The sequence below is a fragment of the Fibrobacterota bacterium genome, from assembly GCA_019509785.1.
Lineage (GTDB): Bacteria > Fibrobacterota > Fibrobacteria > UBA11236 > UBA11236 > Chersky-265.
The window spans coordinates 1-25,027 of record JAEKLQ010000028.1 but is presented as its reverse complement, the minus strand read 5'-3'; the positions used below and the strand labels follow the sequence as shown (position 1 = coordinate 25,027).

The following is a 25,027-nucleotide window of genomic DNA, read 5'->3' as shown; positions in this document are numbered from 1 at the left end:
TATGAATTTCCATGCCCGGACTATCGGGATCCCGTCCATGAATAAACGGAGACGAAAGCGTATCGCCAAATCTGGTTGTCCGCTGCGACGTCTTGATGGACTTGGCCAGGATGTTTCCAAAACAAGCCGTACGTCTGCCAGTCATGCCCGGGATGGGCAGAGCAAGCCGCCGCCAAGGCGAGAACGGAAATTCCGATTTTAAGAATCCTCTTCATGAATGAGCCTCCTTGTGATTGGGTTGGGTAACCGCGCCTTTCCAGGCGCGCAGGATATGATCCGCTATCTCGGCCACGGCTTGGCCGTTCTTCACTTGGGCGAATAGGAAGGGTCCATCGCCCCGCATTTTCAGGGAATCCCGGCGCATGATCTCGAGATCGGCTCCCACCTGGGTGGCCAGATCGGTCTTGTTGATTACCAGCAAATCGCTCTGGGTGATGCCAGGCCCGCCTTTGCGCGGAATCTTATCTCCTCCCGATACGTCGATCACATAGATGGTGTAATCGGCCAGCTCGCGGCCGAAATGGGCCGCCAGGTTGTCGCCGCCGCTTTCCACGAAAAGCAGATCGATCCCGCCTTGGAAGCGATCCATCAACTGCTCCAGGGCGGCCACGTTCAAGGAAACGTCCTCGCGTATGGCCGCGTGCGGGCATCCCCCGGTTTCCACGGCCAGGATGCGTTCCTGGGGAAGCGCCTGGTTGCGGATCAGGAACTCGCCGTCCTCCCGGGTGAATATGTCGTTGGTTACCACACCGAGGCTATAGGTTTCGCGCAGGTGGCGGCACAGGGCCAGGGTAAGGGCGGTCTTTCCGGAGCCTACCGGCCCCCCGATGCCGATCGTGAAGCTGCGCCGCTTGTAGTCGCGATCGGGAAGGGCCAGTTCGCGTAGGCGGTATTCTCCCGGGGACTCGAATGGCTCATGGCTATGTCCATGAGAGCCTGGCTCATGGGTATGGGCGCCGGGCCCGTGCGTATGACCCTCGGGGCCATGCCCGAGCCCATCGTGAACGCGCAGTATCTTCATGCGGACTCCTTCGGCTTACGTCAACTTTGGAATAGTTTCGAGTATAAGCGGGGATGGCTGGCCTGGGCCAATTCGATCATCGGCGCGGTCCTCTCGGCGCGGGCATAACCGTCCTGGATACGGGCGGAGCGGGCGGCCAACAAGGATTCGCCTATGGAAATATGTTCGCGGTGAAGACGCTGGGCTTGCAGGGATCCGACCAGGCCAAGGCGCACCGCGGCGCCCAATTGATCGCGTAGGGCCATGTGCAGAAGCAGGGACCGGGCCTCGGATAGGGTGAAGCGGGCGACGCGCAACGCCGCAGCGAAGGCCATCAGGAAATGCAAGGGGATGCCGCGCGCGTCGAACCAAGGGCGGATGGCGATCATTCCGGGAAGGTCATAGGCGGCTTCCATGGCGCGCGTCCAGGCTTGTCCCTGGGAAAGGCTGGCCCGGCGGGAGGCGGGAAGGAAAACCCAGGCGTCCCATTCGCGCGCGACCGCGGCGAAGTCTTCCGCAGCGATTTCCGTCCCGGGTCGGTACGGCTGGGTTGCGGTAGCGCCCGGCGGAGCTGCGCTGGCGAAGGCGGAAAACAGGAACGGCATTTCCGCGGAGATGAGTTGCTCCAGGCAGCACCCGAGGTACTCCCGGAAATCCTCCCAGGTCTTCAGATACCCCATCTTTGCCATGCTCTCCAGCCCTCCGCTGAAGGCGAAGCCTCCCGCGGGGAAGCTGGAGTCGGACAGTTGCAGCAGATCGAGCAGGGACATGGTTTTAGAAAAAGGAATAGAGTTGCGCCAGGGGGAGGGACTTCGCGGGCTCGCAAGCCAGGATCTCGCCGTCCGCTTCGACAACGTAGGTCTCGGGATCGACCTCGATACGGGGCGTGGCGGAGTTAAGGCGCATATCCGCCTTGGAAATGTTCCGGCAACCCTTCACCGCGACCACGTTCTTGGACAGGCCGTAGGTATCGCGCACGCGGCGCAAAGATGCCTGCGAGACGAAAGCGAGGGAGGTCAGGCCCACCGCGCCTCCCATGGCCCCGAACATGGGGCGTGAGTGGTAGGGCTGGGGCGTGGGGATGGAGGCGTTGGGATCGCCCATCTGGGCTTGGGCGATATAGCCTCCCTTGATCACCATTTCCGGACGCGATCCGAAGAAGGCGGGTTTCCAGAGTACGATGTCCGCCAGCTTGCCGATCTCCAGGGAGCCGACCTCTTCGGAAATGCCGTGGGCCACCGCGGGATTGATGGTGTACTTGGCGATGTAACGACGCGCCCTCAGATTGTCGGCCCCCGCCAGCGTCTCTCCGGGCAAGGCCCCGCGTTGGGTCTTCATCTTGTGGGCGGTCTGCCAGGTCCGGGTGATGACTTCGCCCACGCGGCCCATGGCCTGCGAATCCGACGACATCATGGAGATGGCCCCCAGATCATGGAGGATATCCTCGGCGGCGATGGTTTCGCCCCGGATGCGGCTTTCGGCGAAGGCCACGTCCTCGGGGATGTTCTTGTCCAGATGGTGGCAAACCATCAGCATGTCCAGATGTTCGGCCAAGGTGTTGACCGTGAAGGGGCGGGTGGGATTGGTCGAGCTGGGCAGGACGTTGGGCAAACTACAGACCTTGATGATGTCCGGCGCGTGCCCGCCGCCCGCGCCTTCGGTATGGAAACTATGGATGACGCGCCCCTTGAACGCGGCGATGGTCGCTTCCACGAAACCGGATTCGTTGAGGGTATCGGTATGGATCGCCACTTGGATATCATGCTCATCGGCGATGGCCAGGCAGGCGTCGATGGTCGCCGGGGTCGTGCCCCAATCTTCATGGAGCTTGAGGCCGATGGCGCCGCCTTCGATCTGCTCGACCAGCCCCGCGGGCAGCGAGGAATTTCCCTTGCCCAGGAAGCCGAAGTTCAAGGGATAGGCATCTGTGGCTCGCAACATCATTTCCAGGTAGGCCGCGCCAGGCGTACACGTGGTCGCGCAGGTTCCCGTGGCAGGCCCCGTGCCCCCGCCCAACATGGTGGTGATTCCGGAAGCCAAGGCTTCGCCGATCTGCTGCGGGCAAATGAAATGGATATGCGAATCGATGCCGCCCGCGGTGGCGATCATGCCTTCGCCCGCGATCACTTCCGTGGTGGGCCCCACGATGAGATCGGGATGCACGCCGGGCATGACATGCGGGTTTCCGGCCTTTCCGATGGCCCTGATGCGCCCGTCCTTGAGGCCGATATCCGCCTTATAGACGCCGGTGTAATCGAGGATGAGGGCGTTGGTGATGACGGTGTCCAGGGCGATCGCCTGGGGAACGCCCGCGGCTTGGCCCTGGCCATCGCGCAGGGTCTTCCCGCCGCCGAACTTGCACTCTTCGCCGTAGACGGTGAAGTCCTTTTCCACTTCGATCAGCAGCGAGGTATCGCCCAGGCGCACGCGATCGCCCACGGTGGGCCCGTACATGTCCGAGTAGGCGCGACGAGAAACGGATAAGCTCATGTTCCCTCCTGGGACGCGAAACCGAGGTCCCGCGCGCGCGCGATGGCGGCGTCGCGATTCGGCCCGTCCAACGAGCCGGAAATGAGGGCGTTGCCCCCGTACACGATGCGCTCTCCGGACAATGGCACCAGGCGCACCACCTTGGTTTCACCAGGCTCGAAGCGGACAGCGGTGCCGCTGGGGATGTCCAGGCGCAGGTCCACCGCGCGGGCGCGATCGAAGCGCAAGGAGGCGTTGGTTTCGAAGAAGGGGTAATGCGACCCGACCTGGATGGGGCGATCGCCGAGGTTGGTAACTTCGAGCTCGACCGCCTCGCGATCGGCATTGAGAGGGATGTGCCCCTCGCCGAGAAGGTATTCTCCCGGCGCGGCTTCGCTTACCGGAGGATGGTGCCCGGGATGTCCCGGATCGATCGGGCCTTGCTTCGGTGGCGGCAAGCCTTCCAATCCCGAACCGTATAAAGCCCATTCGCCTATGGGAGTGCAGATGGGATGATGCACGGTTACCAACTTCACGCCGTCGGGAAAGGTTCCTTCCACTTGCACCTCGTCGATCATGCCGGGCACGGGAGGCAACACCTGGGTCGTTCCCAGGATTTGCTTGCCCTTGTCCATCAGCCCTGCCACCGTCTCCCCATCGCGGATGAATTCCAGCAATTGCGTGGCGATGAGGGCGACCGCTTCGGGATAATTCAGCCGCAGACCGCGCCATAAGCGCTTCTGGGCCAGGAAACCGGCGCCATGCAAGGCCAGCTTCTCGATGTCTTTCGGCGATAGCCGCACTTAATGCCTCCTTAGCCAAGGATTGAAGCCCAACCAGGCCGCCTCCGCGAGGACGGCGAATATGAGATCCTGGACCGGTTGCAGATCGCGCCGGTCGGCCCCCAACCCACGTAGCAACCAGCCCACGCCTTCCCTACGGCCGAGGCCTATCCAAGCCTTACCCGGCCGATTCAAGGCGAGCAACGGGCCTTCCAGCCGATCGGCCAAGGCCGTCGCCCGCGGGCCGATGAAGGCCGCGGTCAGGAAGGAGCGGAATACGCCGAAGCGGCCGCACCGGAATGGATCTTGGGAGTCCGGTTCGAGGGAGAAGCGCTCGACCAGGACCGGCGCGCCTCCGGGCCGCGTAATCCTGAGTTCGCTGCGCACAGAGCTGTATGCGAAGACCTCGCCGCGGGCGGAACGTCCCGGTTGCAGCCAATCCAACACGATCAACTCGCCGAGAGGATGGACTTGCCAGCTCTGGGTCTGGCGGTATCGGCTGTCCGCGAAGGGCACCACCGGATCGGGACAGACCACGGCCAAGGCGTTCGCATGCACCGTACCTAGGGTCTCTTGCGAGCTGCCTTCACGAAGGGCGCCTTTATATACCTTGGTGCTCGCCTGGGTTCCCAGGTAGAGGCGGGTGCCTTCGCTGCATTTCACACGCATGCGGATGGCATCGCCATCCACCAGGCCGCCCCCGTAGTTGGAAACATAGACCTGACAGCTACCGCCTTGCGGCCGCGGATTGATGAACTTGATCGGAGGCAATCCGAGGCAACGGCTGAGCTGCGAAGCCCCTCCCGAATTTGCCACTTCGATTACGTTCCAGTCGGTTTCCGTGCCCACCATTGCCATTCGCCTCAAGCAATTTCGCTTCCAGCTGTTTTTTGGACAATTTCATAACAACCATTCTAATTGTAAGGATCTGTCCGGGACTGCGCCCAAAATTGTCAAATAATGCTTCGGAATAGCGTCCGCTTGGCGAATCGGATTAATCCCGGGCCTTCTCAACCCATGGCATTTGAATTGCTTTTTGCATTCTCCCGTTCCAACCACCCTCGGAGAGGAGATCCCAACATGCATCGATCCAAGCAGCCTGTTCTCACCGCCCTAAAGGCCGGCGCCGCCGCGATGGCCCTAGGCCTGGCGGCCTTCACCCACGCGTCCGCCGCGGATGAGACCGTCAAGGTCGGCATCCTTCACTCGCTCAGCGGCACCATGGCCATCTCGGAAGTGTCCCTGAAGGACGTCGTGATGATGGCCATCGATGAGATCAACGCCAAGGGCGGCGTGAACGGAAAGAAGATCGAGCCGGTGATCGTGGATCCGGCCTCGGACTGGGATTTGTTCGCCGAAAAGGCCAAGCAGCTGGTGAACGTGGACAAGGTGGCCGTGACCTTCGGTTGCTGGACCTCGGTCTCGCGCAAGTCGGTGCTGCCGGTGTTCGAGAGCAATGACGCTTTGCTGTTCTACCCCGTCCAGTACGAAGGCGAGGAATGCTCCAAGTCGGTGTTCTACACCGGCGCGACCCCCAATCAGCAATTGATCCCCGCCGCCGAATATCTGATGAGCAAGGACGGCGGAGAGTACAAGAAGTTCTACCTGCTCGGAACCGATTACGTGTTCCCGCGTACGGCCAACAAGATCCTGCGCGCCTTCCTTCTGGCCAAGGGCGTCCCCGCAGCCAACATCGAGGAGGAATACACCCCGTTCCATCACCAGGATTACCAGACCATCGTGGGCAAGATCAAGAAGTTCGCCGCCGGCGGTAAGGCCGCCGTGCTCTCCACCATCAACGGCGATTCCAACGTGCCCTTCTACAAGGAATTCGCCAACCAGGGCCTGACTTCGGCCATGTGCCCCATCATGGCCTTCTCGGTAGCCGAAGATGAACTGCGCGCCATGGATACCCAGTACCTCGTCGGCCATTTGGCCGCCTGGAATTATTACGAATCGGTCAAGGTGCCTTCGAACCAGACCTTCGTGAAGAACTTCAAGGCCTTCGCCGTCAAGAATAAGCTGCCCGGCGGCGACAAGCGCGTGACCGACGACCCGATGGAAGCCGCTTACATCAGCGTCAACATCTGGGCCCAGGCCGCCGCCAAGGCCAAGTCCTTCGCCCCGGACGCCGTCCGCAAGGCCGCTTACGGGATGACCTTCCAGGCCCCCGGCGGCTTGGTCAAGATGGACGAACGCAACCACCATCTGCACAAGCCCGTCCTGATCGGCGAGATCAAGAAGGACGGCCAGTTCAAGGTGGTGTGGAAGTCGAAAGGCCTGGTCGCCCCCGAGCCCTGGTCCATCTACACCAGCCCGGATAAGGGTTGCGATCACGTGGATCACGACGGCACCTATACCAAAGCCGACGTGAAGGCCCCCAAGTAACCTAGGAGTTACGCTAACCGGGCGGGCCGCGAACGGCGGCCGGCCCATTCAACCGTACCCCGCCGGCTTCCGGCGGGGCGCAAGGGAACCGAATGCTTCGCACGTCTCTGCTCCCCGTGCTGGGAGCGGTCCTTCTCGCTTCCGCCCCGCTCCGTGCGCGGGCGGAAGCACCTGGGAATCCCGCCGAGCCGGCGGCTCTGCCGGCCGCGGCCCAAGTTGACCTGCGAAGCGCGTCAACGGGTGACGTTAAGCCATCCTCCGCTAACGCCTCCGTGCCTGCCCTTCTCGATACCTTATTGCGCAACACCGAACGCCGGACCGAAACCGTCAAGGCCCTGCTGGCGGTCGGCGACGAGGGATTGCAGCCCCTTTTCCAAAACCTCTTCAAGGGTAACGTCTACGCTTACACCGCCGCAGGCTCTTCCGATACGCTCTTGGTCATGGCCGGGGCCGAAGAGCAACGCGAAGGGGAAACCTGGGTACCCCTAATCAAGCCGTACCCCGCCGTCTCCTTGCAAGGCGGCGACGGTAAGCCAGTTTACGCGAAGTTGGCCGATCTGGCCGAGGTCGAAACCGACCGCGAGGTACGCAACCTCATCCAACCCGTGCTGACCGCCATGGATCTTAAGAGCCGCGATGCGGTTAAGCGTAGGGCCGCGGCCTTGACCATCGGCGAGTCCGGGGATCCGGGGCAAGCTGGCCTTCTGGAAAAAGCCTTGTTGGCCGAGTCCAATCAAAGCGTCCGCCATCTGATGGAAGAAGCCTTGGCGCGCCTCCGGCTGCATTCCCCGGAAGCGACCGTGCGCGCGGCCGCGGCGGCCAAGCTGGGCGAGATCCATTCCGTCAACGTGCTGCCCGAATTGAAGGCCCTGGTGCAAGCCGCTCCGGAAGCGGCGAGCGGCTCCGTGGCTTCCAGCTCCCCGACGGCCGGATCCGGGTCGACCGAACCCGCGGGCGCCGCGGCCTTGCCCGGCAGTGAAACCGATCCGTCCGTGCGCGCGGCCGCGGAGAAGGCCATCCATGCCATCGAATCCTTCCAGAGCTTCACCGGCGTGGTCCAGAATCTGTTCACCGGTTTGAGCCTGGGCTCCATCCTCATCCTCATGGCCCTGGGCCTGGCCATCATTTTCGGCCTGATGGGAGTCATCAACATGGCCCATGGCGAGTTCATGATGATCGGGGCGTACGCCACCTATCTGATCCAGAACGCCTTCGCGAAATGGCTTCCCCCTTCCTTTTTCGATTGGTTCCTGCTGGTCTCCTTGCCGCTTTCCTTCCTGGCTGCGGGCGGCATCGGGATGTTCGTGGAGGCCACCATCATCAAGCGCCTCTATGGGCGCCCCTTGGAAACCCTTTTGGCCACTTGGGGCCTGAGCCTTCTCTTGGTACAGTCGGCCCGCAGCCTGTTCGGCGATCTCACCGCGGTTTCCACGCCCAAGCTGCTCTCGAAGGGTTGGGAAATCTTTCCGCAAGTGGTGCTGCCTTTCAACCGCATCTTCATCATGTTCCTGACCATCGCCATCGTAGGCGCGGTCAGTTGGGCTTTCTATCGAACCAGCCTCGGGACCAAGATCCGGGCGGTGACCCAGAACCGATCCATGAGCGCATGCCTGGGGATCGCGACCCGCCGGGTGGACATGCTCACCTTCGGCGTGGGGACCGGGATCGCCGGCGTGGCCGGTTGCGCCCTGACCCAGATCGGCAACGTGGATCCGGGCATGGGCCAGAATTACATCGTGGACTCCTTCATGGTGGTGGTCACCGGCGGCGTGGGCAAGCTGGCGGGCACGGTCATCGCCGGCCTCGGGATCGGATCGCTCAACAAATTCCTGGAGCCTTTCCTGCAAAGCGTATACGCCAAGGTCGTGCTTCTGGGCCTCGTGATTTTCTTCCTGCAGAACCGCCCTTCGGGCCTCTTCCCCGCGAAAGGCCGCAATGAAGACCTCTGAGTCCTTCTTCCGAAGGGAGAGGACGGCCTTGGTATTGTCGGCGTTGGCCGTGATCGCCGTTCCGTCCTTGAACGCCTTGGGGATCGTTTCCGACAACAACCTCAACCTCTTGGGCCGGTACTTTTGTTTCGCCTTGGCCGCCCTCGGAATCGATCTGATTTGGGGCTATACCGGCATTCTCTCGCTTTGCCAGGCCCTCTTCTTCTGCCTGGGGGGTTATTGCATCGGCATGCATATGCTGCTCAAGACCGGGACCCAGAGCGTGTACGGCAGCGCCCTACCCGATTTCATGGTCTGGAACCAGGTGAAATCGCTACCGCTCTTCTGGGAACCCTTCCGCCACTTTCCGGTCGCCTTGGCCCTGGCCTTGGCTGTCCCGGTGCTTTTCGCCCTGCTGTTCGGCTTCTTCGCCTTCCGCAGCCGCATCAAGGGCGTGTACCTCTCCATCATCACCCAGGCCCTCGCCTTGGCCATGTGGCTCATCTTCCTGCGCAACGAAACCATGCTGGGCGGCACCAACGGCCTCACCGATTTCAAGACCTTGCTGGGTTTGGAACTGGCGCGCCCCGGCGTAAAGCGCGGTCTATACATGCTGACCGCGGCGGCCCTGATCGTCTCCTACTTCGCGGCGCGCTACCTGGTCTCTTCCAAGGCCGGCAAGGTGCTGGTCGCCATCCGGGACAGCGAGCATCGCCTACGCTTCACGGGCTTTCCGGTTACGCGCTATAAGCTCTTCGCCTTTTGCATGGCCGCGCTCTTGGCCGCAATCGGCGGCATCCTTTACGTGCCGCAAACCGGCATCATCACCCCGGGGCGCATGGACGTGAAAAGCTCCCTGGAAATGATCGTTTGGGTCGCCGTGGGCGGACGCGGAACCTTGGGAGGCCCTATCCTGGGGGCCATCGGCACCAGCCTCGCTTACACCTGGCTGACCAGCAAGTTCCCCGGCACCTGGCTGTACTTCCTGGGATTCCTATTCATCACCGTGGTGCTGTTCTTCCCGCAAGGCGCCATGGGAGCCTTGGCCAAGCTGCGCTTTCCCCGCGCCGCACGGAAGCCGTCGGCAGTCGCGAACGGGAAATCGGTCGCGCATGCCCCGGAGGCGGAATCGGAAACCGCCATCGCCGCGGCGGCGCAGGAGGGCCGATGAGCAAGCGCATCCTGCAAGTCGAAGACTTAATGGTCTCCTTCGACGGATTCAAGGCCCTCGACATCGCCTATTTCGAACTACAGGAAAAGGAATTGCGGGTCGTGATCGGGCCCAACGGGGCGGGCAAAACCACCTTCATGGACGTGCTCTGCGGAAAGACCAAACCCCAATCCGGTAGCGCCGAGATGGACGGGAAGGATCTGACCAAGCTCAACGAACAGCAGATCGTGGAGCTGGGCGTGGGCCGCAAGTTCCAGACGCCTTCCGTATTCGGCAGCCTATCCGTGTTCGACAATCTGCTCTTGGCCCTCAAGACCGATCGCCGCGTCTGGCGCTCCTTGTTCTACAAGCTCTCGCCGCAGGGGAATGACCGCATCGAGGAAGTGGCCGAGACCGTGGGCCTGGCCGACTGCCTGGGAATGGACGCCTCCTTCCTCTCCCACGGGCAAAAGCAATGGCTGGAAATCGGCATGCTCATCCTGCAGGATCCCAAGCTGCTGCTCATCGACGAGCCTGCTGCGGGCATGACCGACGAGGAGACCGCGAAGACGGGGCGCCTCCTGACGGAGTTGGCCGAGAAGCATTCCATCATCGTCATCGAGCATGACATGGAGTTCGTGAAGCAATTGGCCCGCCAGGTGACCGTGCTCTGCGAAGGGAAGATCCTGACGGAAGGGCCCATCGAGAAGGTGCAGGAGGATCCGCAGGTGATCGAACGTTATCTGGGCCGGTCCCACGGAACCCGCAACGAGCGCGCGGCTAAACCGGTGAACGCCGCCATGGCAGGAGCAGGTTCCGTCACGGGAGGGGCCCATGCCTGACTCCGCCCTGCTCCCGGCTACCGCGCCGGCCATCGCATCCAGATCAGCCACCACCGCCCTGGAGGTGAAAGGCCTGGACGTTTTTTATGGCGAAAGCCAAGTCCTACGCGAAGTGAACCTGTCTCTCCGCCCGGGCACCATCACCGCGCTGATGGGCCGCAACGGGGTCGGCAAGACGACCTTGCTGAAGGCCATCATGGGCCTTTTGCCCGCCCGCCGCGGCGAGATCCGCTTCGAAGGCAAGACGCTGAACAAGCTGCCGCCCGAGAAACGGGCCCGGTCCGGCGTCGCTTACGTGCCGCAAGGCCGCGAAATATTCCCCAAGCTCAGCATCGAAGAGAATCTGTTCCTGGGCCTGCAGGCCCGGCCCGACGGGCGCAAATCCCTGCCCGAGGACGAAGCCTACGGGTTGTTCCCGTTCCTCAAGGACATGCGCAAGCGCCTGGGCGGAAACCTCTCCGGCGGCCAGCAGCAGCAACTGGCCATCGCCCGCGCCCTGCTGGGCAAACCCAAGGTGCTCTTGCTCGACGAACCCACCGAGGGCATCCAGCCTTCCATCATCGACGACATCGAACGCGTGCTCATGGGCCTCAAGGCCAAAGGCGGGATCGCCATCCTGCTCGTGGAACAATACCTGGAATTCGCGCGGCGCCTGGGCGATCGCTATTCCATCATGGAACGGGGCACCGTCGTGCTCGAAGGAGATACCGCCGGCCTCACCGAGGCCAGCGTTAAAAAGCATCTGGCTTTCTGAATCCCGTCCGTCCACCTCCAACAAGGAAGTCCGTATGGTAACGTTCAGGCTACTCAACCCGAAAACCCTGGCCGCTTGGGCCCTCGCCCTGGGCCTTTCCGCCGCCGCCGCGGCCTTCGCCGATCAGCCCGCCGCGGCGACACCGCCCCCTGCCTCCGCATCGGCTTCCGCCAGCGCCCCGGCCGCGGCCCCGGTGGCTGCTGCCCCGGCAACCGCCGCGCCTTCGGCCCCCACCGATCCGGATTTCGCCGCCTATATGAACAACGCGGCTCCCGTGAAGCTGACCGGCGTCGCCGGCCCCGGCCACAACGGATTCATGATGATATGCTCCGCCCTGGTCCTGTTCATGACCTTGCCGGGCCTGGCCCTGTTTTATGGTGGTCTGGTGAGGACGAAGAACGTGCTTTCCGTGCTCGCCCAATGCCTGGGGATCACCGGAATGGTCACCTTGCTCTGGTGGGCCTTCGGGTACAGCCTCACCTTCGATAGCGGGTCCCCCATAGTCGGCGGACTGCACTTCGCTTTCCTGAAAGGCGTTACCAGCGTTCCCAACACCAATTATTCGTATTGGGTCTCGCAGAACGTTTTCTCGATGTACCAATTGATGTTCGCCATCATCACCCCGGCCTTGATCGTGGGCGCAGTCGCCGAGCGCATGAAATACAGCGCCATCATGCTGTTCTGCACCGGCTGGATGCTGGTGGTCTATTTCCCGCTGGCCCATATGGTGTGGGGCGCCGACGGCCTGATGAACGGCGTTTGGAACGCCGCCGCCAAGATCAAGGCCATCGATTTCGCCGGCGGTACCGTGGTGCATATGTCCTCGGGCTGGTCCGCCTTGGTGCTCTGCCTCATCCTCGGGAAACGCATGGGCTTCGGGCAACGCAGCTTCGCGCCGCATAGCGTGGTCCTCACCATGGTCGGAACGGGCATGCTGTGGGTCGGCTGGTACGGATTCAACGCCGGGTCCGCCGTCGCCGCCGACGGCATCGCCGCCAACGCGTTCATGACCACCACCCTCGCCACCGCCGTCGCGTCCTTCGTTTGGCCGATGATGGAATGGATCTTCAAGGGCAAGCCCACCGTGCTCGGCTTCTGCTCGGGCGCCGTGGCCGGCCTCGTCGTCATCACCCCGGCCACCGGCTTCGTGAACTCCAACGGCGCGGTCATCATCGGCATCGCCGCCGGCATCGTGCCCTTCCTGGCCTGCAGCTGGCTCAAGAACATCTTCAAGTACGATGATGCGCTCGATACCTTCGGCGTGCATGGCGTGGGCGGCACCATGGGCGCCTTCCTCACCGGCATCCTGGCCACCGCCGACGTGAACGGCAACCTCCCCACCAACCTCAAGGACATAGTCGGGCATACCCTGTGGATCGAACAGCTCAAAGCCATCGGGATTACCATGCTTCTGGCCATGGTGGGCACCGCCGTCCTGGCCTATATCATCAAGGCCGTGGTCGGTCTGCGTCCCTCTGCCGAATCCGAGTTCCAGGGACTGGACTTGTCCGAGCATGGCGAAGCCGGATATCATTACGAAGAAGCCATGGGCCATTCGTCTCCCGCCAACGAGAAGACATTCGCCTGATTTTCGGGGTATTGTTCAGCTGATTCCCGAGCCGGCCTTTTTGGGCCGGCTTTTCCCCAATAAAACCAGAATTGTCACAATCTGGATTTACAATTCCCGCAATTGACAATATGAATTGACAATTGATGACATATCTGACCGTCCATCCCAATCCGGTTTCCATTTTGCCTCCAAAGAGGCCGATTTACGTCTTTGGCATGACCAATGCTAAAGCCTTACTCGCATATCCAGGGTCAGGCCGCTGGAAGACAGACCATGATCGAGGCCGCTGGAAGGACGACGACTCCCTAATCGAGGAACCCAAGATGAGGATACCAATGAACCTAAGATCCAAGCTCGTTGCATGCTGGGTGCTTACCCTAAGCCTGCTAGGCGCAACGGCAAGCTTCGCCGACACTGCCCCCGCCGCCGCCCCGGCCACGGCGACCGCCGCCCCAGCGGCACCTGCAGCCGCGGCTCCCGCGACCACGGTGGATTCGGCCACCCTGGTCCGCATCGCGGATCTGGAAGCCTATATCACGAACTCGGCGCCCACCAAGCTGACCGGAGTTCCGGGTCCCGGCCATAACGCCTGGATGATGGCTTCGGCGGCCTTGGTTCTGTTCATGACCTTGCCCGGCCTTTTCCTCTTCTACGGCGGCCTGGTCCGCACCAAAAACGTCCTGTCCGTGATCGCGCAATGCTTCGGCTGCGCGGGCATGATCACCATTCTGTGGTGGGCCTTCGGGTACAGCTTCACCTTCGCGCATGGCTCGCCTTTCCTGGGCGGCCTGTCGTTCGCCTTCCTGAAGGGCGTCACCAGCGCGCCCAATACCGATTACGCGTATTGGGTCTCGCATAACGTCTTCTCCATGTACCAGTTGATGTTCGCCATCATCACCCCGGCCCTGATCATCGGCGCCATCGCCGAGCGCATGAAATACAGCGCCATCATGCTTTTCATCCTGGGATGGATGCTGGTGGTCTACTTCCCCCTCGCCCACATGGTGTGGGGCGCCGACGGCTTCATGAACGGCGTGTGGAACGCCGCCGCCAAGATCAAGGCCATCGATTTCGCCGGCGGTACCGTGGTGCATATGTCCTCGGGCTGGTCCGCCTTGGTGCTCTGCCTCATCCTGGGCAAGCGCGTCGGTTTCGGCAACAAGCACTTCGCCCCGCATAGCCTTACGCTCACCGCCATCGGCACGGGCATGCTGTGGGTCGGCTGGTATGGCTTCAACGCCGGTTCCGCCGTCGCCTCGGACGTGGTCGCCGCCAACGCGTTCATGACCACCACCCTCGCCACCGCCGTCGCTTGCGCCGTCTGGCCCATGATGGAATGGATCTTCAAGGGCAAGCCCACCGTCCTCGGCTTCTGCTCGGGCGCCGTGGCCGGCCTCGTCGTCATCACTCCCGCCACCGGCTTCGTGAACTCCACGGGCGCGGTCATCATCGGCGTGCTCGCCGCGGTGATCCCGTTCCTGGCCGTGACCCAGTTGAAGGCCATCTTCAAGTATGACGATGCGCTGGATACCTTCGGCGTGCACGGCGTGGGCGGAACCTTGGGCGCCTTGCTCACCGGTTTCCTTGCCACCGCCGACGTGAATGCCAACCTCAACACGAACCTCAAAGGCATCGTGGGCAACACCCTTTGGATCGAACAGCTCAAGGCCATCGGCCTGACCATCGCGTTGGCCGTGATCGGCACCACCGTGCTGGCCTTCATCGTGAAGGTGATCGTGGGACTGCGCCCGTCGCACGACGAGGAACTGCAGGGCCTCGACTTCATCGACCACGGCGAAGCCGGGTATCACTACTCGGAGGAGTAATAACCGCTCGGTGGAGCATCCCGAAGGGTATCTCCACTTGAGAAGGAAAAAGCAACGGCTAAGGCGGCTGGACGCCGCCGAGGGGCGAACCCCGCGGAGACCTGGGTCTTCGGCCGGTGCGAAAAAAGGCGGGTCCTTCCGAATCGGAGGGGCCCGTCTTTCTTTTTGGGGAAGAAATACGCGGGCAAAGGGCCCTGGCGGTTGGCAGTTCCGGGGGCCTATGCTAACTTTGGTGGCCCTTGGTCGACGGGATGTGGCTCAGCCTGGTAGAGCACTTGCTTCGGGAGCAAGGGGTCGTGGGTTCAAATCCCGCCATCCCGACCAACTCTCTCTGATTCGAAACCCCCTTCCCGAGGGGGTTTCGCTTTTTAGGGATATGCCCGGGGTCACTGGGCCCGGGCTTTTTATTTCCAAATACTCCGGCTGTGGTCTTCCCTTGGCATCCATTCCGGAAGGATGGCGATCCGTTATTCACGGACCGTCTTTGCTCGGATCATATTCCAGCAATAAGAAATTCGAATTGGAAACCGATTCGTCCCTGCGGTTCAGGACATAAAATCTCCCTCCGACTTCCGCGCATAAGGGGGAACCGATTTTCGCGATCATATCCGTCTTCCCAGTCCAGGCTCCGGCTGCGGGATCGAATTCATCCATACCGCTTGTGGGAACTGGGCCGAAATTATTGTCGCCGGACTCGCCGCCCGCAACGAATAGCTTATTACCCGCAACGCATGTACCTCCCCCCGCGACCGCCCAATCCATACCCGGACCATCGCTCCATGCATCCGTGGCCGGATCATAAACCAATACCGATCTGGAAGGAAAATTCGTGATTGCCGGATCCGTGTCGGCCGGATAGCTTCCGACGAGATAGATTTTGCCGCCCACGCCGACCGGCGTACCTAGGCGCAGGATCCGCTTCGACTTGAAAGGGGGCGGGGATTTAAGCGTCCACGCGTTCGAACCCGGGTCATACACCGCTAGTCCATCCGCACTGGATCCGTTTCCGCAATCGCCATCCGTGCCGCCGCACATGTAATAGTATTTGCCTTCCGACACGGCCGATCGGCCGTAGATGCCCGGGTCGGCGATTGGAGAAGAAGTCAAGGTTCGCATCGAATCGGCAATGGGATCATAGGAGCGCATGGCTTTGCCGGGGGCCAGATAGAAGATTCTCCCGTTCAGCGCCTGGGGCGATGTGTTGTAAGGCGCAAAGGGAAGCTTCCGGCCCGACCAGCTATTCGTCGACGGGTCATAGATTAACAGGGTATCTGGGCTGAGATCATGCATTGCATAGGTTACGCCCGCATAGATTTTCCCGGCTATGGGCAGGAAGTAATGCGCATAAAAACCGCTGGCGCCAACAGCGGGTACGTCTCGGCGCAGGATCCAGGGGTTTTCGCTCACCTTGAGATCGAAGGGCGGCAAGAACGCTTCCCGCCTTCCATCGGTGACCTTGAGCGTCACGCCGGAGTATGTCCCGCTATCCTGGCTTTTGGGCGTGCCTCGCAATTGCCCGGTGGCGGAGTTCAACGTGAGCCAGTACGGAAGCGCCGTAGCGGAAAATCGCAAAGCATCGCTATCCGGGTCCGCGAAGGCGGGCGTGAAAAGGAATTCCTGGCCCACCCGTATGCGTGTAGCCGGATTTCCGCCGATGCTAGGCGCGCTGTTTCCGTGAATGGAAAGGCTATCCTCCCAAATCAATCCGAGGGAATCTCTCACCTTCACATACGCCTTATAAGGCCCCTGCGCAGACCAGTTAAACCCCAGAGAGTCGGTAAGCGTATGGAGCCCGTTTAGGGACCGGACTTTGACAACCGAATCCGGACTGCCCAAGGCCCACGAAATCTCCGTCAAACCCCGGATTAAATTGCTGAGGTGCGCAGCCAGGATGGTTGAATCCGCGTTGATAGCGGAATCCCAAGTGACCTTTACGACATCCAGGCTTAGGAAGGTCCGTACTTTGGCGGGCGCCACGGCGAATAGGGGCACGAAGCCGAAGTTCGCGCCTACCGTATCCGATTTGCTGCGAACCTTGATACGGTACTCAAGGTGGCGATCGGTCGTATCCTGCTGCGTGAAAAGTCCGTGGCGGGAAGGCAAGAGTAGGGTATCGGAAAAAGCCGTTTCCGTCGCCAAGCCGATGGATTGCCGGGAAAGCTCGATAGTCGCGGACGAATCGCGGAACACCAGATATTGCGACAGATTGACGTACTTGACCGGATCCCACGTGAGGTGGACTATGCCGTTCAAGGTATCATAGGTAGCCCTCATTCCAGTCACCACCGGTATTCCGGTATATGGCAGCCGCAAGGTATCCGCCAGGGTATCCTGGTACCCGGTCCGAGCCAAGAGCGGGACGAACAGGGGAGTGTAATTGGGTTGAGTGGTCACCACTTTCAAGCGGTACCGTCCGGCCGCAAGGTTTTCCAGCCTGAAGCTTCCATCCTCGTTGACGTTGACGAAATTATTGGTCCCGAGAACTTGTACGATCGCGGATCGCGGGTTGTCGTTGGGTTCAAGCCCGACGAATCCGGCGAGGCTGCCGGGAACTTCAAGGGTATCGGAAGGAAGGGAGTCGGACGTTCCGCCCACCGAGACGGAATCCTGGTAGGAATAGAGACCATCCCTATCGCCGAGGATGTTGTATTCTCCCTCCGGCAGGGAAGCGAGGGTATAACGGCCTGCATGGTCCGTGGTGGTCACGTAGGCCGCGGCGGAAGAGTCCGGGATGTGGTTGACCTGATACACCCGAACGCGGGCTCCCGCGGCGGCACTGCCGTCCCCGAGAAAAAGCTGTCCAGCCAGCTCATTGTCGACCACCGAACCCCGGTTAGCCTGTTTTCCATCGAACAGGCAAGCCGTCAGCAGCATGACGCCGCATATCCCGATCCTCGTAGTCTTCATGGTATTCCTCAGTTGGTTACCGGAAAAAATTGCACGTTGAATTGGAAAACCTTATCCGGTCGCGTATCCTCTTTCATCAAGACCATCAGCCTCTTCCGTAAGGATTCGATTTCAGAAATAGCCTTGTCAAATCCCGGTTTGGAAAAGGAAAGCGTTATGGCAGAGATATGCCGTTCCTCTTTCTGGAATCCTTCCAGGGCCTGCATTCCCAATTCCATATTGGCCTTGAGGTAATTCGCTGCGTATAAGGATTTGAAGGACGCATCCTTCTTGAGCATGGCGGACGCGGGACGGAAGGCGCCTTGAGCATCTTTGCGGATGAACCCGAGCTTTTCCAGGAGGCTAATGGCTTCCTTTGCCTGAGAGGTTTTCAGAGCGGGGTTCAGCTTCTTGTAGTAACGGTTTTTTTTTTTTTTTGAATTCGCCTGGTTGTATTGGATCAGGGTTTCCAGGTAATCCGCTTCCGTATCCTTCAGCTTGAGCAGGCCGGCCAGCTTGACCAAGTGGGTGCCAGCCAGGTTGGTCCGGCCTTTCAGCAAATCGTTGAACCAACTGGCCGACGCGAATCCCATTTTGGAGGATATATACCGGTGGGAAAACCTCCTGTCGATCCGCCGGGCCCGTTCGTAATAATCCTTCAGGAAAACGCGGTAGTCCGCATAGGCGAAGACCGAAACGGCAGCTGCTTCCATTGGCATAATGGTAGCCGATCCCTGAGCGATCCATAAGGCGGCGGCGCAAAAAATCGTACGATCTTTTCGTACGCCGGGAACTTCGGTAAACGGGTGAAAGATGCTGGATTGCCTCAAAGCAAGCCATCCGAAGCCAATGAGCAGGGTATACCTGGCGGCATTTCCCTCGTAGTTCCGCGGACACGGTTTCTAAGGGAGCATGCCTTCGCGAAGGGAGCCCGCCCGGGGCGAAAGTAATAATCCGGAAGTATCTTTATCCTCCTAGTCCTGGAGCAGACCCATGTCCCCCACCGGAAACGCGATCTCCTACCTCCCCAAAGACGGCTTCGCCGGCACCTTGATCGGCCGGGCCTGGCTCCCCGCTTCCGGCTCGGATATCGGCGGACCCGTACCGGTGCTTTTGACCGAACAGGGCGTCCTCGATCTTTCCCCTCTCGCGCCCACCTGCGCGGAACTCCTGAACCGGGGATTTTCCAAAGCAGACGCCGGCCTTTCCGGATTGCGCAGCATCGGGCGCTTCGGGGAAATCATGGCCAACACCATGGCCGCTTCCAAAGCGACCGGGCGCGATGCGACCCTCCCGTATTTTCTCGCGCCCGTGGATCTCCAGGCGGTCAAGGCCTGCGGCGTCACCTTCGCGGCCAGCCTGCTGGAACGGGTGATCGAAGAACGCGCTTCCGGCGATGCCCGCGAGGCCGATCGCATCCGCGCGGCCATCCAGGCCCGCATCGGCGCGGATCTTTCCGGGGTGAAGCCGGGCTCACCGCAAGCGGAGGAATTGAAGCAGGCGCTCAAGAGCCAAGGAATGTGGTCGCAATACCTCGAGGTGGGCATCGGGCCTTATGCCGAGGTGTTTACCAAGGCGCAGCCGCTCTCCGCCGTGGGGCCGGGAGCGGAGATCGGCATCCTGGCCGTCTCCTCATGGAACAATCCCGAGCCCGAAACCGTGTTGCTGGTGGACGCGAAAGGCCGGGTGGCCGGGGCGACCTTGGGCAACGACGTGAATCTGCGCGACATCGAGGGCCGTAGCGCCCTGCTGTTGGGCAAGGCCAAGGACAACAACGCTTCTTGCGCCATCGGCCCGTTCATCCGGTTGTTCGACGCGACCTTTTCCCTGGACGATGTGCGTCGTCAGGATGTGGGGTTGACCATCGAAGGGCCGGACGGATTCCGCTTGGAGGAAGCCAGCCAAATGCGGAAGATTAGCCGCGATCTCCTGGACTTGGTGGCGCAAACCCTGGGCGAAAACCATCAGTATCCCGACGGCATCGCCTTGTTCACCGGCACGCTGTTCGCTCCGACCCAGGATCGCGACGGGCATGGCAAAGGCTTCACCCATAAGTTGGGCGACGTGGTGCGCATCCATGCGGAGAAGTTGGGCACCCTGGAAAACCGGGTGACCCATTGCCATTTGGCGCCGCCTTGGGAGTTCGGGATTTCCGCGCTCATGAAAAACCTGCACCGCCGCGGATTGCTGAAAGCCTGAGGAGAATCCGGAATGATCCCCCTGAACCAAAAATCGTACATCGCCGGGGAATGGGTTTCTCCGGACGGGAAAAGCTTCTCGTCCCTGAACCCGCGCACGGGCGAAACCGTGGCCACTTACGCCAGCAGCGGGGCGGCGGAAGCGGAGCAGGCCTTGGCCGCGGCCCGCGAAGCCTATGGGGAGTATCGGCTCCTCGGCGGAAAGGCCATCGCGGGTTTCTTGAGCGCCATCGCGGATGAAATCGAGAGGCTGGGCGAAGGGTTGCTGGAAACCTCGGACCGGGAAACCGGCCTCGGCATACCGCGCCTGACCGGCGAGCGCGCCCGCACCTGCGGCCAGATCCGCGCCTTCGCACGATTGGCCGAGGATGGGCAATGGGTGGGGGCCAGCATCGATACCGCCCAGCCCGATCGCCAACCGGCTCCCAAGCCCGATATCCGCCGCATGCTCCGACCCATCGGCCCCGTCGCGGTGTTCGGCGCGTCCAACTTCCCTTTCGCATTCGGCGCCATGGGCGGCGATACGGCTTCGGCGCTGGCCGCCGGCAACCCGGTCGTCGTGAAAGGGCATTCCTTCCACCCGGCCACCAACGAACTCTTCGCCCAGGCCGTCGACAAGGCCATCCGCTCCCGCGGTATGCCCCGGGGCGTGTTTTCCCTTTTGCTAGGCAACGGCCACGAACTGGGCGCCGCCCTGGTGAAGCATCCTTTCACCCAGGCCGTGGGCTTTACGGGGTCCCTCAAAGGCGGGCGCACCTTCATGGACCTCGCCGCCGCGCGCGAAGTCCCCATTCCCGTGTTCACGGAGATGGGCAGCATCAATCCGGTCTTCGTCTGCGCGGGGGCGCTCAAGTCCCGTGCCGAGTCCATCGCTTCCGGCTTAAGCGCCTCGGCGACCCTGGGTACGGGCCAATTCTGCACCTCGCCGGGCGTGGTGGTGGCCGTAAAGAATGCGACGTTCGCTGCGTTCGAGAATGGGCTGCGGGAGAAGTTCGCGGAAAAGCCGCGCGGCGTGCTATTGCATTCCCGCATCGGCAAGGCTTTCGCGGAAGCCGTGGGCGAGGCAGGGCAACATTCCGGGGTGGATGTCCTTACCCTCGTGGATGACCCCGAGGTAAGCGTTCTGACGCCGCCCAATGTCGTGTTGCGGACCCCCGCGAAAACCTTCCTGTCTAATCGCAAGCTCTCGGAGGAGATCTTCGGGCCCGCCGTCCTGCTCGTGGTTTGCGACGATGCCGGGCAAATGCGGGAAGTGGCCCGCAATCTCGCGGGAAATCTCACCGCCACCATCCAAGCCGACGGGGATGATCGGGCCCAGGTCGCCGAACTCCTGGAGATCCTGGAGCAGAAGGCCGGGCGCGTCATCGTCAACGGCTATCCCACCGGCGTTGAAGTCTGCCCCTCCATGCAGCATGGCGGCCCATATCCCGCCGCGTCCCTGGCTTTTTTCACCAGCGTGGGAGAGGATGCCATCCTGCGCTTCGCCCGGCCGGTGGCGTATCAAGGCGTTCCCAACGCGCTGCTTCCGGAGGCCCTTCGCGACGAAAATCCCCACGGGATTTTCCGCAAGGTGAATGGCAAGCTGACCCGCGAGCCCGTGAAGACGGCATGAAGGTCGTTGTCACCGACTGCAATTTCGAGTCCTTCGCCGAGGAGCGGGCCATGTGCGACCGCAACGGCTGGCCGCTCACCATTCTCCAATGCAAGACGCCTGTCGAAGTGATCGCCGCGGCGGGGGACGCGGATGCCCTGTTCGTGCAATACGTCCCCATCACGGACGCGGTGCTGGCGAGCCTCCCGAAATGCAAGGTGATCGTGCGCTACGGCATCGGCCTGGACAATATCGACTTGGCGGCCGCCAAGGTCCGGGGAATACCCGTCTGCAACGTGCCCGATTACGGCATCGACGAAGTAGCCGATCACGCCGCCGCCCTCTCCCTGTCGCTCTTGCGGCAACTTCCCTTTTTCGACGCCGCCATCCGCCGGGGGGAATGGCCCTCCGTCGCTCCGAAGCCGGTGCTCTCTTGCAAGGATCTTTTCTTCGCCGTGGCCGGAGCGGGGCGCATCGGCCGGGCCACGTTGGAGCGCATGCGCGCCTTCGGTTTCAAGCTCGGCGCCTACGACCCGTACGTCCCCGCGGACGCCTTGGAGGCCATAGGCGCGGAAAAGCTTTCGCTGGACGACCTGTTCGCGCGCGCCGACATCCTGTCCCTGCACTTGCCTTTCAACCCGGAAACCCGTCATCTGGTCAATGACGAGCGCTTACGGGCCATGAAAAAGAACGCCATCCTCATCAACACCTCGCGAGGCGGCCTGATCGATACCCGAGCCTTGGCCCAGGCCCTTGACGCCGGCACCATCGGCCATGCCGGCATCGACGTGTTCGAACGCGAGCCCTTGGAAGCGGACCATCCTTTGCGGACTTGCCGCAACGCCTTGCTCACCCCGCATATCGCTTACTACAGCGCGGCCAGCATCGTGAGGCTCCAGCGCTTCGCGGCCGAGGACGTGGAGCGCGGGTTGACGGGCCAAACGCTTCGTTGCGAATGCGCGGGCGTGAAATCGCGGGCGTGAACCGTCGCTGAATGAATCCGAAAGGAGCGGGCATGTCGATTACTCCGGAATGCGTTTGGGAAGAACCGGCCATCCTCGGCGAGGGATCCGTGTGGGTGGAGCGGGAGAATTCCCTCTACTGGGTCGACCTGGTGGGCAAGAAGGTCCACCGATATGGACTTGCGGACAAGGCCCGGAAAACCTGGTCCTTCGCAACCGAGGTGACCAGCCTGGCCCCGCGCCGACGCGGGGGTTTCGTAGGAACGACGCGGCATGCCATCGCCTTTTTCGATTTCTCGTCGGATATCGTGGCCCCGCGCGTCATCGCGGAATTCGAAACCGACATACCGGGCAATCGTTTCAATGACGGCAAGGCGGATGCCTTGGGCCGCTTCTGGACCGGCACCGTGGACGAAGCGAATTGGCGGGACGCGACCGGGAGCCTCTATCGCCTTAACGTGGATTTATCCGTCCAGAATATCGAGAGCGGATACATCTGCAGCAACGGTCCGGCCTTCAGCGTCGACAAGAAGACCTTCTACCACAACGAGACCATGAAGGGCTTGGTCTACGCCTTCGACCTCGACGGCGACGGCGAAATCCGCAACAAGCGCGAGTTCGTGAAACTAGGCGCCGACGAGGGCGGCCCGGACGGCATCACCGTGGACTCCGAAGATTGCCTGTGGGTCTGCCATTTCGGCGGCGGCCGCGTGACGCGCTTTTCCCCCAAGGGAGAACGCCTACAGACCCTTTTACTGCCGGTTCCCAACGTAACCTCCTGCACCTTCGCGGGCGCGGGATTGGATACGCTTTTCATCACCACGGCCCGCTACGGCATGAGCGAAGCGGATATCCGCAAGCAACCTCTCGCGGGAAGCTTGTTCGCCTGCAAACCCGGCGTGCGGGGATTGCCGACGCCGGATTTCGCCGGATAGCAAGACGGCTTCCGGTAAACCGGAAGCCGTCGGAACCAAACCCAAAGCACTCCGCAGAGCGCGGGATTAAGACGGGGTATGGCCGTCACCCATGACGGCCGAACCGTTCAGAATTGCTTGAAAAACTGCCAGGCTTCTTTTTCGATAAAGTTTCCAGTCGTCCCCTGATCCGTATATACGGCCTGGTGTCCGCCGACAAATGAACTGAATTTCACCGGATACCCTGTTTTGCATCCCGTGAACTCGTTGACGACATGAGTGCTACCGGTTGCAAGCTTGATATCCGCAGCCGTGGAGGTGCACCCATTGTCTTGCATATGCTGCAAGAGGCAATATTTCCCGCCTTGTTGCGACGCGTCACTATGGATCCATGGGCACGTACCATCGGTGGTACCGGTTGTCTGGTAATAGGCAATCGGAATATGCCTGTTGGTTGCCTGAGTCATATTATAGTTGGCCGGAGCATAGGTGGCCACGGCCCGGATTTTTTCCGGATATTCCATGGAAAGCACATACGAGAACATGGCGCCGAAGCTGAAACCAGTGACGAAGACACGTGTGGTATCAACACACAAATTGGTTTCCACCAAAGTCAGTACACCCAGCCAGAATTTCGAGTCATTGGGTAGATTCCAGGTACCGTCGCTATTTCCCTGGAGAGCAACATAGATGCCTGGGATATTGTCCTTGTCCGCCAGGGTTTTGATAGAATAATATCCGCTCAGATCATCCCCATTATCGGTTGCCGCGACTCTTGCGGCGGAACCGCCCATGCAGTGATTACCGAAAACCAATTGGTAGGGTGTGTCTTTGTTGTAACTAGTCGGGAGACTGATGATGTAGGTTCCCCGGCCTCCAGCACTGGAAATAGTGTATGTCCCGGATTTGGGAATGATGGTTCCCAGATCCTTCCCGCACCCGAGGCTTTTGATCGGGGCGTTCTTGAGGCCACCCCAGATGTCGGTGGAGGCCTGCAGGGTCACGTCCATCGTCGCATCGTAGGAGGCGACTTCTACCGATTTGGCGGCGAAGCCCGTGGCGGAAACCTTGAGGGTATCGACGGTGGCCGCGACCTTCGTGAGCCGGGCGCCGGCCGAAGACGTATTCTCCAGCGAGATTTTCATTTGCCCGACGACATTGTCCATCGGGAAATATTTGAACGTCCGCGATTCCCGTCCCACGGAAGCCTTGACGATCAACAGGTTTTCCCCGGGAAGCTTCCCGACGAGGTCCATCCGGTAAATCCCCGCGGAGGCTTTCTCCACCGCTTCCCTTTTCAGAAGATTTCCCTTCGCGTTGAAGATCTCGATCTTAACGGGAGCGGGAACGGCCATGGAAAGCTGGAGCACCCCTTTTTCCATTACGATATCGCGGGATTGCGCATCGGATAGTTGCCGAATGGCGTCCACGGTGAAATTCAATGTATAGGAGCCGTCGGCCCCGGTCGTCGCGCTATGCTTCAGGCGAGCCAGCGTAACCGTCGCGCCCGTCACCGCCTTCCCGGTGCCATCCGTCACTTTGCCATGAACGTTGACCTGTTGCGCGTTGACCGCCAGCCCCATGGATAGGGCCAATCCCAATACCGTCCGTAAGTGCATACTCAATCCCCCTAGTATCGATGCGTCGATTCAGATCCCTATAACTTCAGGACCCTTTCCATTGCTGCATAAAGTCTTTTCCATTTCTGAGCTTTTTAATGCCTTTATTCGCCGGTTTCGGCGCTTTGGTGGGGGATTTTTGTTTACG

The 25,027-nt window shown here is 61.2% G+C and carries 19 protein-coding genes and 1 tRNA gene; 12 read left to right on the top strand and 8 right to left on the bottom strand.

What is annotated here, in order from left to right; translation table 11 throughout:
• Window positions 1–211 precede the first annotated feature (211 nt).
• The 5 genes from ureG to JF616_06190 are packed head-to-tail and all read right to left on the bottom strand — an operon-like array spanning window position 212 to window position 5,118.
• Window positions 212–1,021, bottom strand: a complete 810-nt coding sequence (gene ureG / locus JF616_06210) for an urease accessory protein UreG (protein MBW8887339.1) — start codon at window positions 1,019–1,021, stop codon at window positions 212–214.
• 20 nt (window positions 1,022–1,041) lie between these two features.
• Window positions 1,042–1,770 (bottom strand): hypothetical protein, encoded by a 729-nt coding sequence (locus JF616_06205; protein ID MBW8887338.1) that lies wholly within the window; start codon window positions 1,768–1,770, stop codon window positions 1,042–1,044.
• 4 nt (window positions 1,771–1,774) lie between these two features.
• Entirely contained in the window at window positions 1,775–3,490 is a 1,716-nt protein-coding gene (gene ureC / locus JF616_06200; GenBank protein ID MBW8887337.1) for an urease subunit alpha, read from the bottom strand.
• Complete coding sequence (locus JF616_06195; protein ID MBW8887336.1) at window positions 3,487–4,272, bottom strand: urease subunit beta; 786 nt, start codon at window positions 4,270–4,272, stop codon at window positions 3,487–3,489. Before JF616_06195 ends, ureC begins: the two co-directional genes overlap by 4 nt.
• Complete coding sequence (locus JF616_06190; GenBank protein ID MBW8887335.1) at window positions 4,273–5,118, bottom strand: urease accessory protein UreD; 846 nt, start codon at window positions 5,116–5,118, stop codon at window positions 4,273–4,275.
• A gap of 213 nt (window positions 5,119–5,331) precedes the next feature.
• Between JF616_06190 and urtA the strand changes: the two genes are divergently transcribed.
• The 8 genes from urtA to JF616_06150 all read left to right on the top strand — a co-directional run bounded on the left by urtA (window position 5,332) and on the right by JF616_06150 (window position 15,033).
• Window positions 5,332–6,639, top strand: a complete 1,308-nt coding sequence (gene urtA, locus JF616_06185; protein ID MBW8887334.1) for an urea ABC transporter substrate-binding protein — start codon at window positions 5,332–5,334, stop codon at window positions 6,637–6,639.
• Window positions 6,640–6,731: 92 nt separating this feature from the next.
• Window positions 6,732–8,588 carry an urea ABC transporter permease subunit UrtB gene (gene urtB / locus JF616_06180; GenBank protein MBW8887333.1) on the top strand — a complete coding sequence of 619 codons (1,857 nt, stop codon included), beginning with the start codon at window positions 6,732–6,734 and terminating at the stop codon, window positions 8,586–8,588.
• Entirely contained in the window at window positions 8,575–9,738 is a 1,164-nt protein-coding gene (gene urtC, locus JF616_06175) for an urea ABC transporter permease subunit UrtC (GenBank protein MBW8887332.1), read from the top strand. The genes urtB and urtC overlap by 14 nt, the downstream gene beginning before the upstream one ends.
• Window positions 9,735–10,559 (top strand): urea ABC transporter ATP-binding protein UrtD, encoded by an 825-nt coding sequence (gene urtD / locus JF616_06170; GenBank protein ID MBW8887331.1) that lies wholly within the window; start codon window positions 9,735–9,737, stop codon window positions 10,557–10,559. Before urtC ends, urtD begins: the two co-directional genes overlap by 4 nt.
• Window positions 10,552–11,313 (top strand): urea ABC transporter ATP-binding subunit UrtE, encoded by a 762-nt coding sequence (gene urtE, locus JF616_06165; protein ID MBW8887330.1) that lies wholly within the window; start codon window positions 10,552–10,554, stop codon window positions 11,311–11,313. The genes urtD and urtE overlap by 8 nt, the downstream gene beginning before the upstream one ends.
• 34 nt (window positions 11,314–11,347) lie before the next feature.
• Window positions 11,348–12,901, top strand: coding sequence for an ammonium transporter (locus JF616_06160; GenBank protein MBW8887329.1), 1,554 nt, complete (start codon window positions 11,348–11,350; stop codon window positions 12,899–12,901).
• Between the two features lie 317 nt (window positions 12,902–13,218).
• Window positions 13,219–14,709, top strand: coding sequence for an ammonium transporter (locus JF616_06155; protein ID MBW8887328.1), 1,491 nt, complete (start codon window positions 13,219–13,221; stop codon window positions 14,707–14,709).
• 247 nt (window positions 14,710–14,956) lie between these two features.
• Window positions 14,957–15,033 (top strand) — tRNA-Pro (locus tag JF616_06150).
• A 147-nt stretch (window positions 15,034–15,180) separates the two neighbouring features.
• Here JF616_06150 and JF616_06145 read toward each other — a convergent pair.
• Window positions 15,181–17,616, bottom strand: coding sequence for a putative Ig domain-containing protein (locus JF616_06145; GenBank protein MBW8887327.1), 2,436 nt, complete (start codon window positions 17,614–17,616; stop codon window positions 15,181–15,183).
• An 8-nt stretch (window positions 17,617–17,624) separates the two neighbouring features.
• Window positions 17,625–18,314, bottom strand: coding sequence for a TIGR02147 family protein (locus JF616_06140; protein ID MBW8887326.1), 690 nt, complete (start codon window positions 18,312–18,314; stop codon window positions 17,625–17,627).
• Window positions 18,315–18,588: 274 nt separating this feature from the next.
• Between JF616_06140 and JF616_06135 the strand changes: the two genes are divergently transcribed.
• From JF616_06135 to JF616_06120, 4 genes are read left to right on the top strand one after another with little or no spacing between them, the layout of a single operon-like run.
• The gene (locus JF616_06135; protein ID MBW8887325.1) at window positions 18,589–19,794 is read left to right on the top strand and encodes a fumarylacetoacetate hydrolase family protein; all 1,206 of its coding nucleotides are present in this window, start codon (window positions 18,589–18,591) and stop codon (window positions 19,792–19,794) included.
• 12 nt (window positions 19,795–19,806) lie between these two features.
• On the top strand, window positions 19,807–21,405 hold the full coding sequence (locus tag JF616_06130) for an aldehyde dehydrogenase (NADP(+)) (protein ID MBW8887324.1): 1,599 nt from the start codon (window positions 19,807–19,809) through the stop codon (window positions 21,403–21,405).
• Window positions 21,402–22,367, top strand: coding sequence for a C-terminal binding protein (locus JF616_06125; protein ID MBW8887323.1), 966 nt, complete (start codon window positions 21,402–21,404; stop codon window positions 22,365–22,367). Before JF616_06130 ends, JF616_06125 begins: the two co-directional genes overlap by 4 nt.
• Window positions 22,368–22,399: 32 nt before the next feature.
• Complete coding sequence (locus JF616_06120) at window positions 22,400–23,281, top strand: SMP-30/gluconolactonase/LRE family protein (GenBank protein MBW8887322.1); 882 nt, start codon at window positions 22,400–22,402, stop codon at window positions 23,279–23,281.
• Between the two features lie 107 nt (window positions 23,282–23,388).
• On the opposite strand, the gene JF616_06115 is transcribed toward JF616_06120, so the two are convergent.
• Complete coding sequence (locus tag JF616_06115; GenBank protein MBW8887321.1) at window positions 23,389–24,843, bottom strand: hypothetical protein; 1,455 nt, start codon at window positions 24,841–24,843, stop codon at window positions 23,389–23,391.
• Window positions 24,844–25,027 lie beyond the last annotated feature (184 nt).

What these genes read in the sequence shown, in the direction of transcription:
- JF616_06140 (MBW8887326.1), bottom strand. Translation starts at nt 18,314, where the DNA reads ATGCCAATGGAAGCAGCTGCCGTTTCGGTCTTCGCCTATGCGGACTAC.
- JF616_06125 (MBW8887323.1), top strand. Translation starts at nt 21,402, where the DNA reads ATGAAGGTCGTTGTCACCGACTGCAATTTCGAGTCCTTCGCCGAGGAG.
- ureG (MBW8887339.1), bottom strand. Translation starts at nt 1,021, where the DNA reads ATGAAGATACTGCGCGTTCACGATGGGCTCGGGCATGGCCCCGAGGGT.
- urtC (MBW8887332.1), top strand. Translation starts at nt 8,575, where the DNA reads ATGAAGACCTCTGAGTCCTTCTTCCGAAGGGAGAGGACGGCCTTGGTA.
- urtA (MBW8887334.1), top strand. Translation starts at nt 5,332, where the DNA reads ATGCATCGATCCAAGCAGCCTGTTCTCACCGCCCTAAAGGCCGGCGCC.
- JF616_06120 (MBW8887322.1), top strand. Translation starts at nt 22,400, where the DNA reads ATGTCGATTACTCCGGAATGCGTTTGGGAAGAACCGGCCATCCTCGGC.
- urtD (MBW8887331.1), top strand. Translation starts at nt 9,735, where the DNA reads ATGAGCAAGCGCATCCTGCAAGTCGAAGACTTAATGGTCTCCTTCGAC.
- JF616_06155 (MBW8887328.1), top strand. Translation starts at nt 13,219, where the DNA reads ATGAACCTAAGATCCAAGCTCGTTGCATGCTGGGTGCTTACCCTAAGC.
- JF616_06130 (MBW8887324.1), top strand. Translation starts at nt 19,807, where the DNA reads ATGATCCCCCTGAACCAAAAATCGTACATCGCCGGGGAATGGGTTTCT.
- JF616_06205 (MBW8887338.1), bottom strand. Translation starts at nt 1,770, where the DNA reads ATGTCCCTGCTCGATCTGCTGCAACTGTCCGACTCCAGCTTCCCCGCG.
- urtB (MBW8887333.1), top strand. Translation starts at nt 6,732, where the DNA reads ATGCTTCGCACGTCTCTGCTCCCCGTGCTGGGAGCGGTCCTTCTCGCT.
- JF616_06145 (MBW8887327.1), bottom strand. Translation starts at nt 17,616, where the DNA reads ATGAAGACTACGAGGATCGGGATATGCGGCGTCATGCTGCTGACGGCT.
- JF616_06160 (MBW8887329.1), top strand. Translation starts at nt 11,348, where the DNA reads ATGGTAACGTTCAGGCTACTCAACCCGAAAACCCTGGCCGCTTGGGCC.
- JF616_06115 (MBW8887321.1), bottom strand. Translation starts at nt 24,843, where the DNA reads ATGGGGCTGGCGGTCAACGCGCAACAGGTCAACGTTCATGGCAAAGTG.
- JF616_06135 (MBW8887325.1), top strand. Translation starts at nt 18,589, where the DNA reads ATGTCCCCCACCGGAAACGCGATCTCCTACCTCCCCAAAGACGGCTTC.
- ureC (MBW8887337.1), bottom strand. Translation starts at nt 3,490, where the DNA reads ATGAGCTTATCCGTTTCTCGTCGCGCCTACTCGGACATGTACGGGCCC.
- urtE (MBW8887330.1), top strand. Translation starts at nt 10,552, where the DNA reads ATGCCTGACTCCGCCCTGCTCCCGGCTACCGCGCCGGCCATCGCATCC.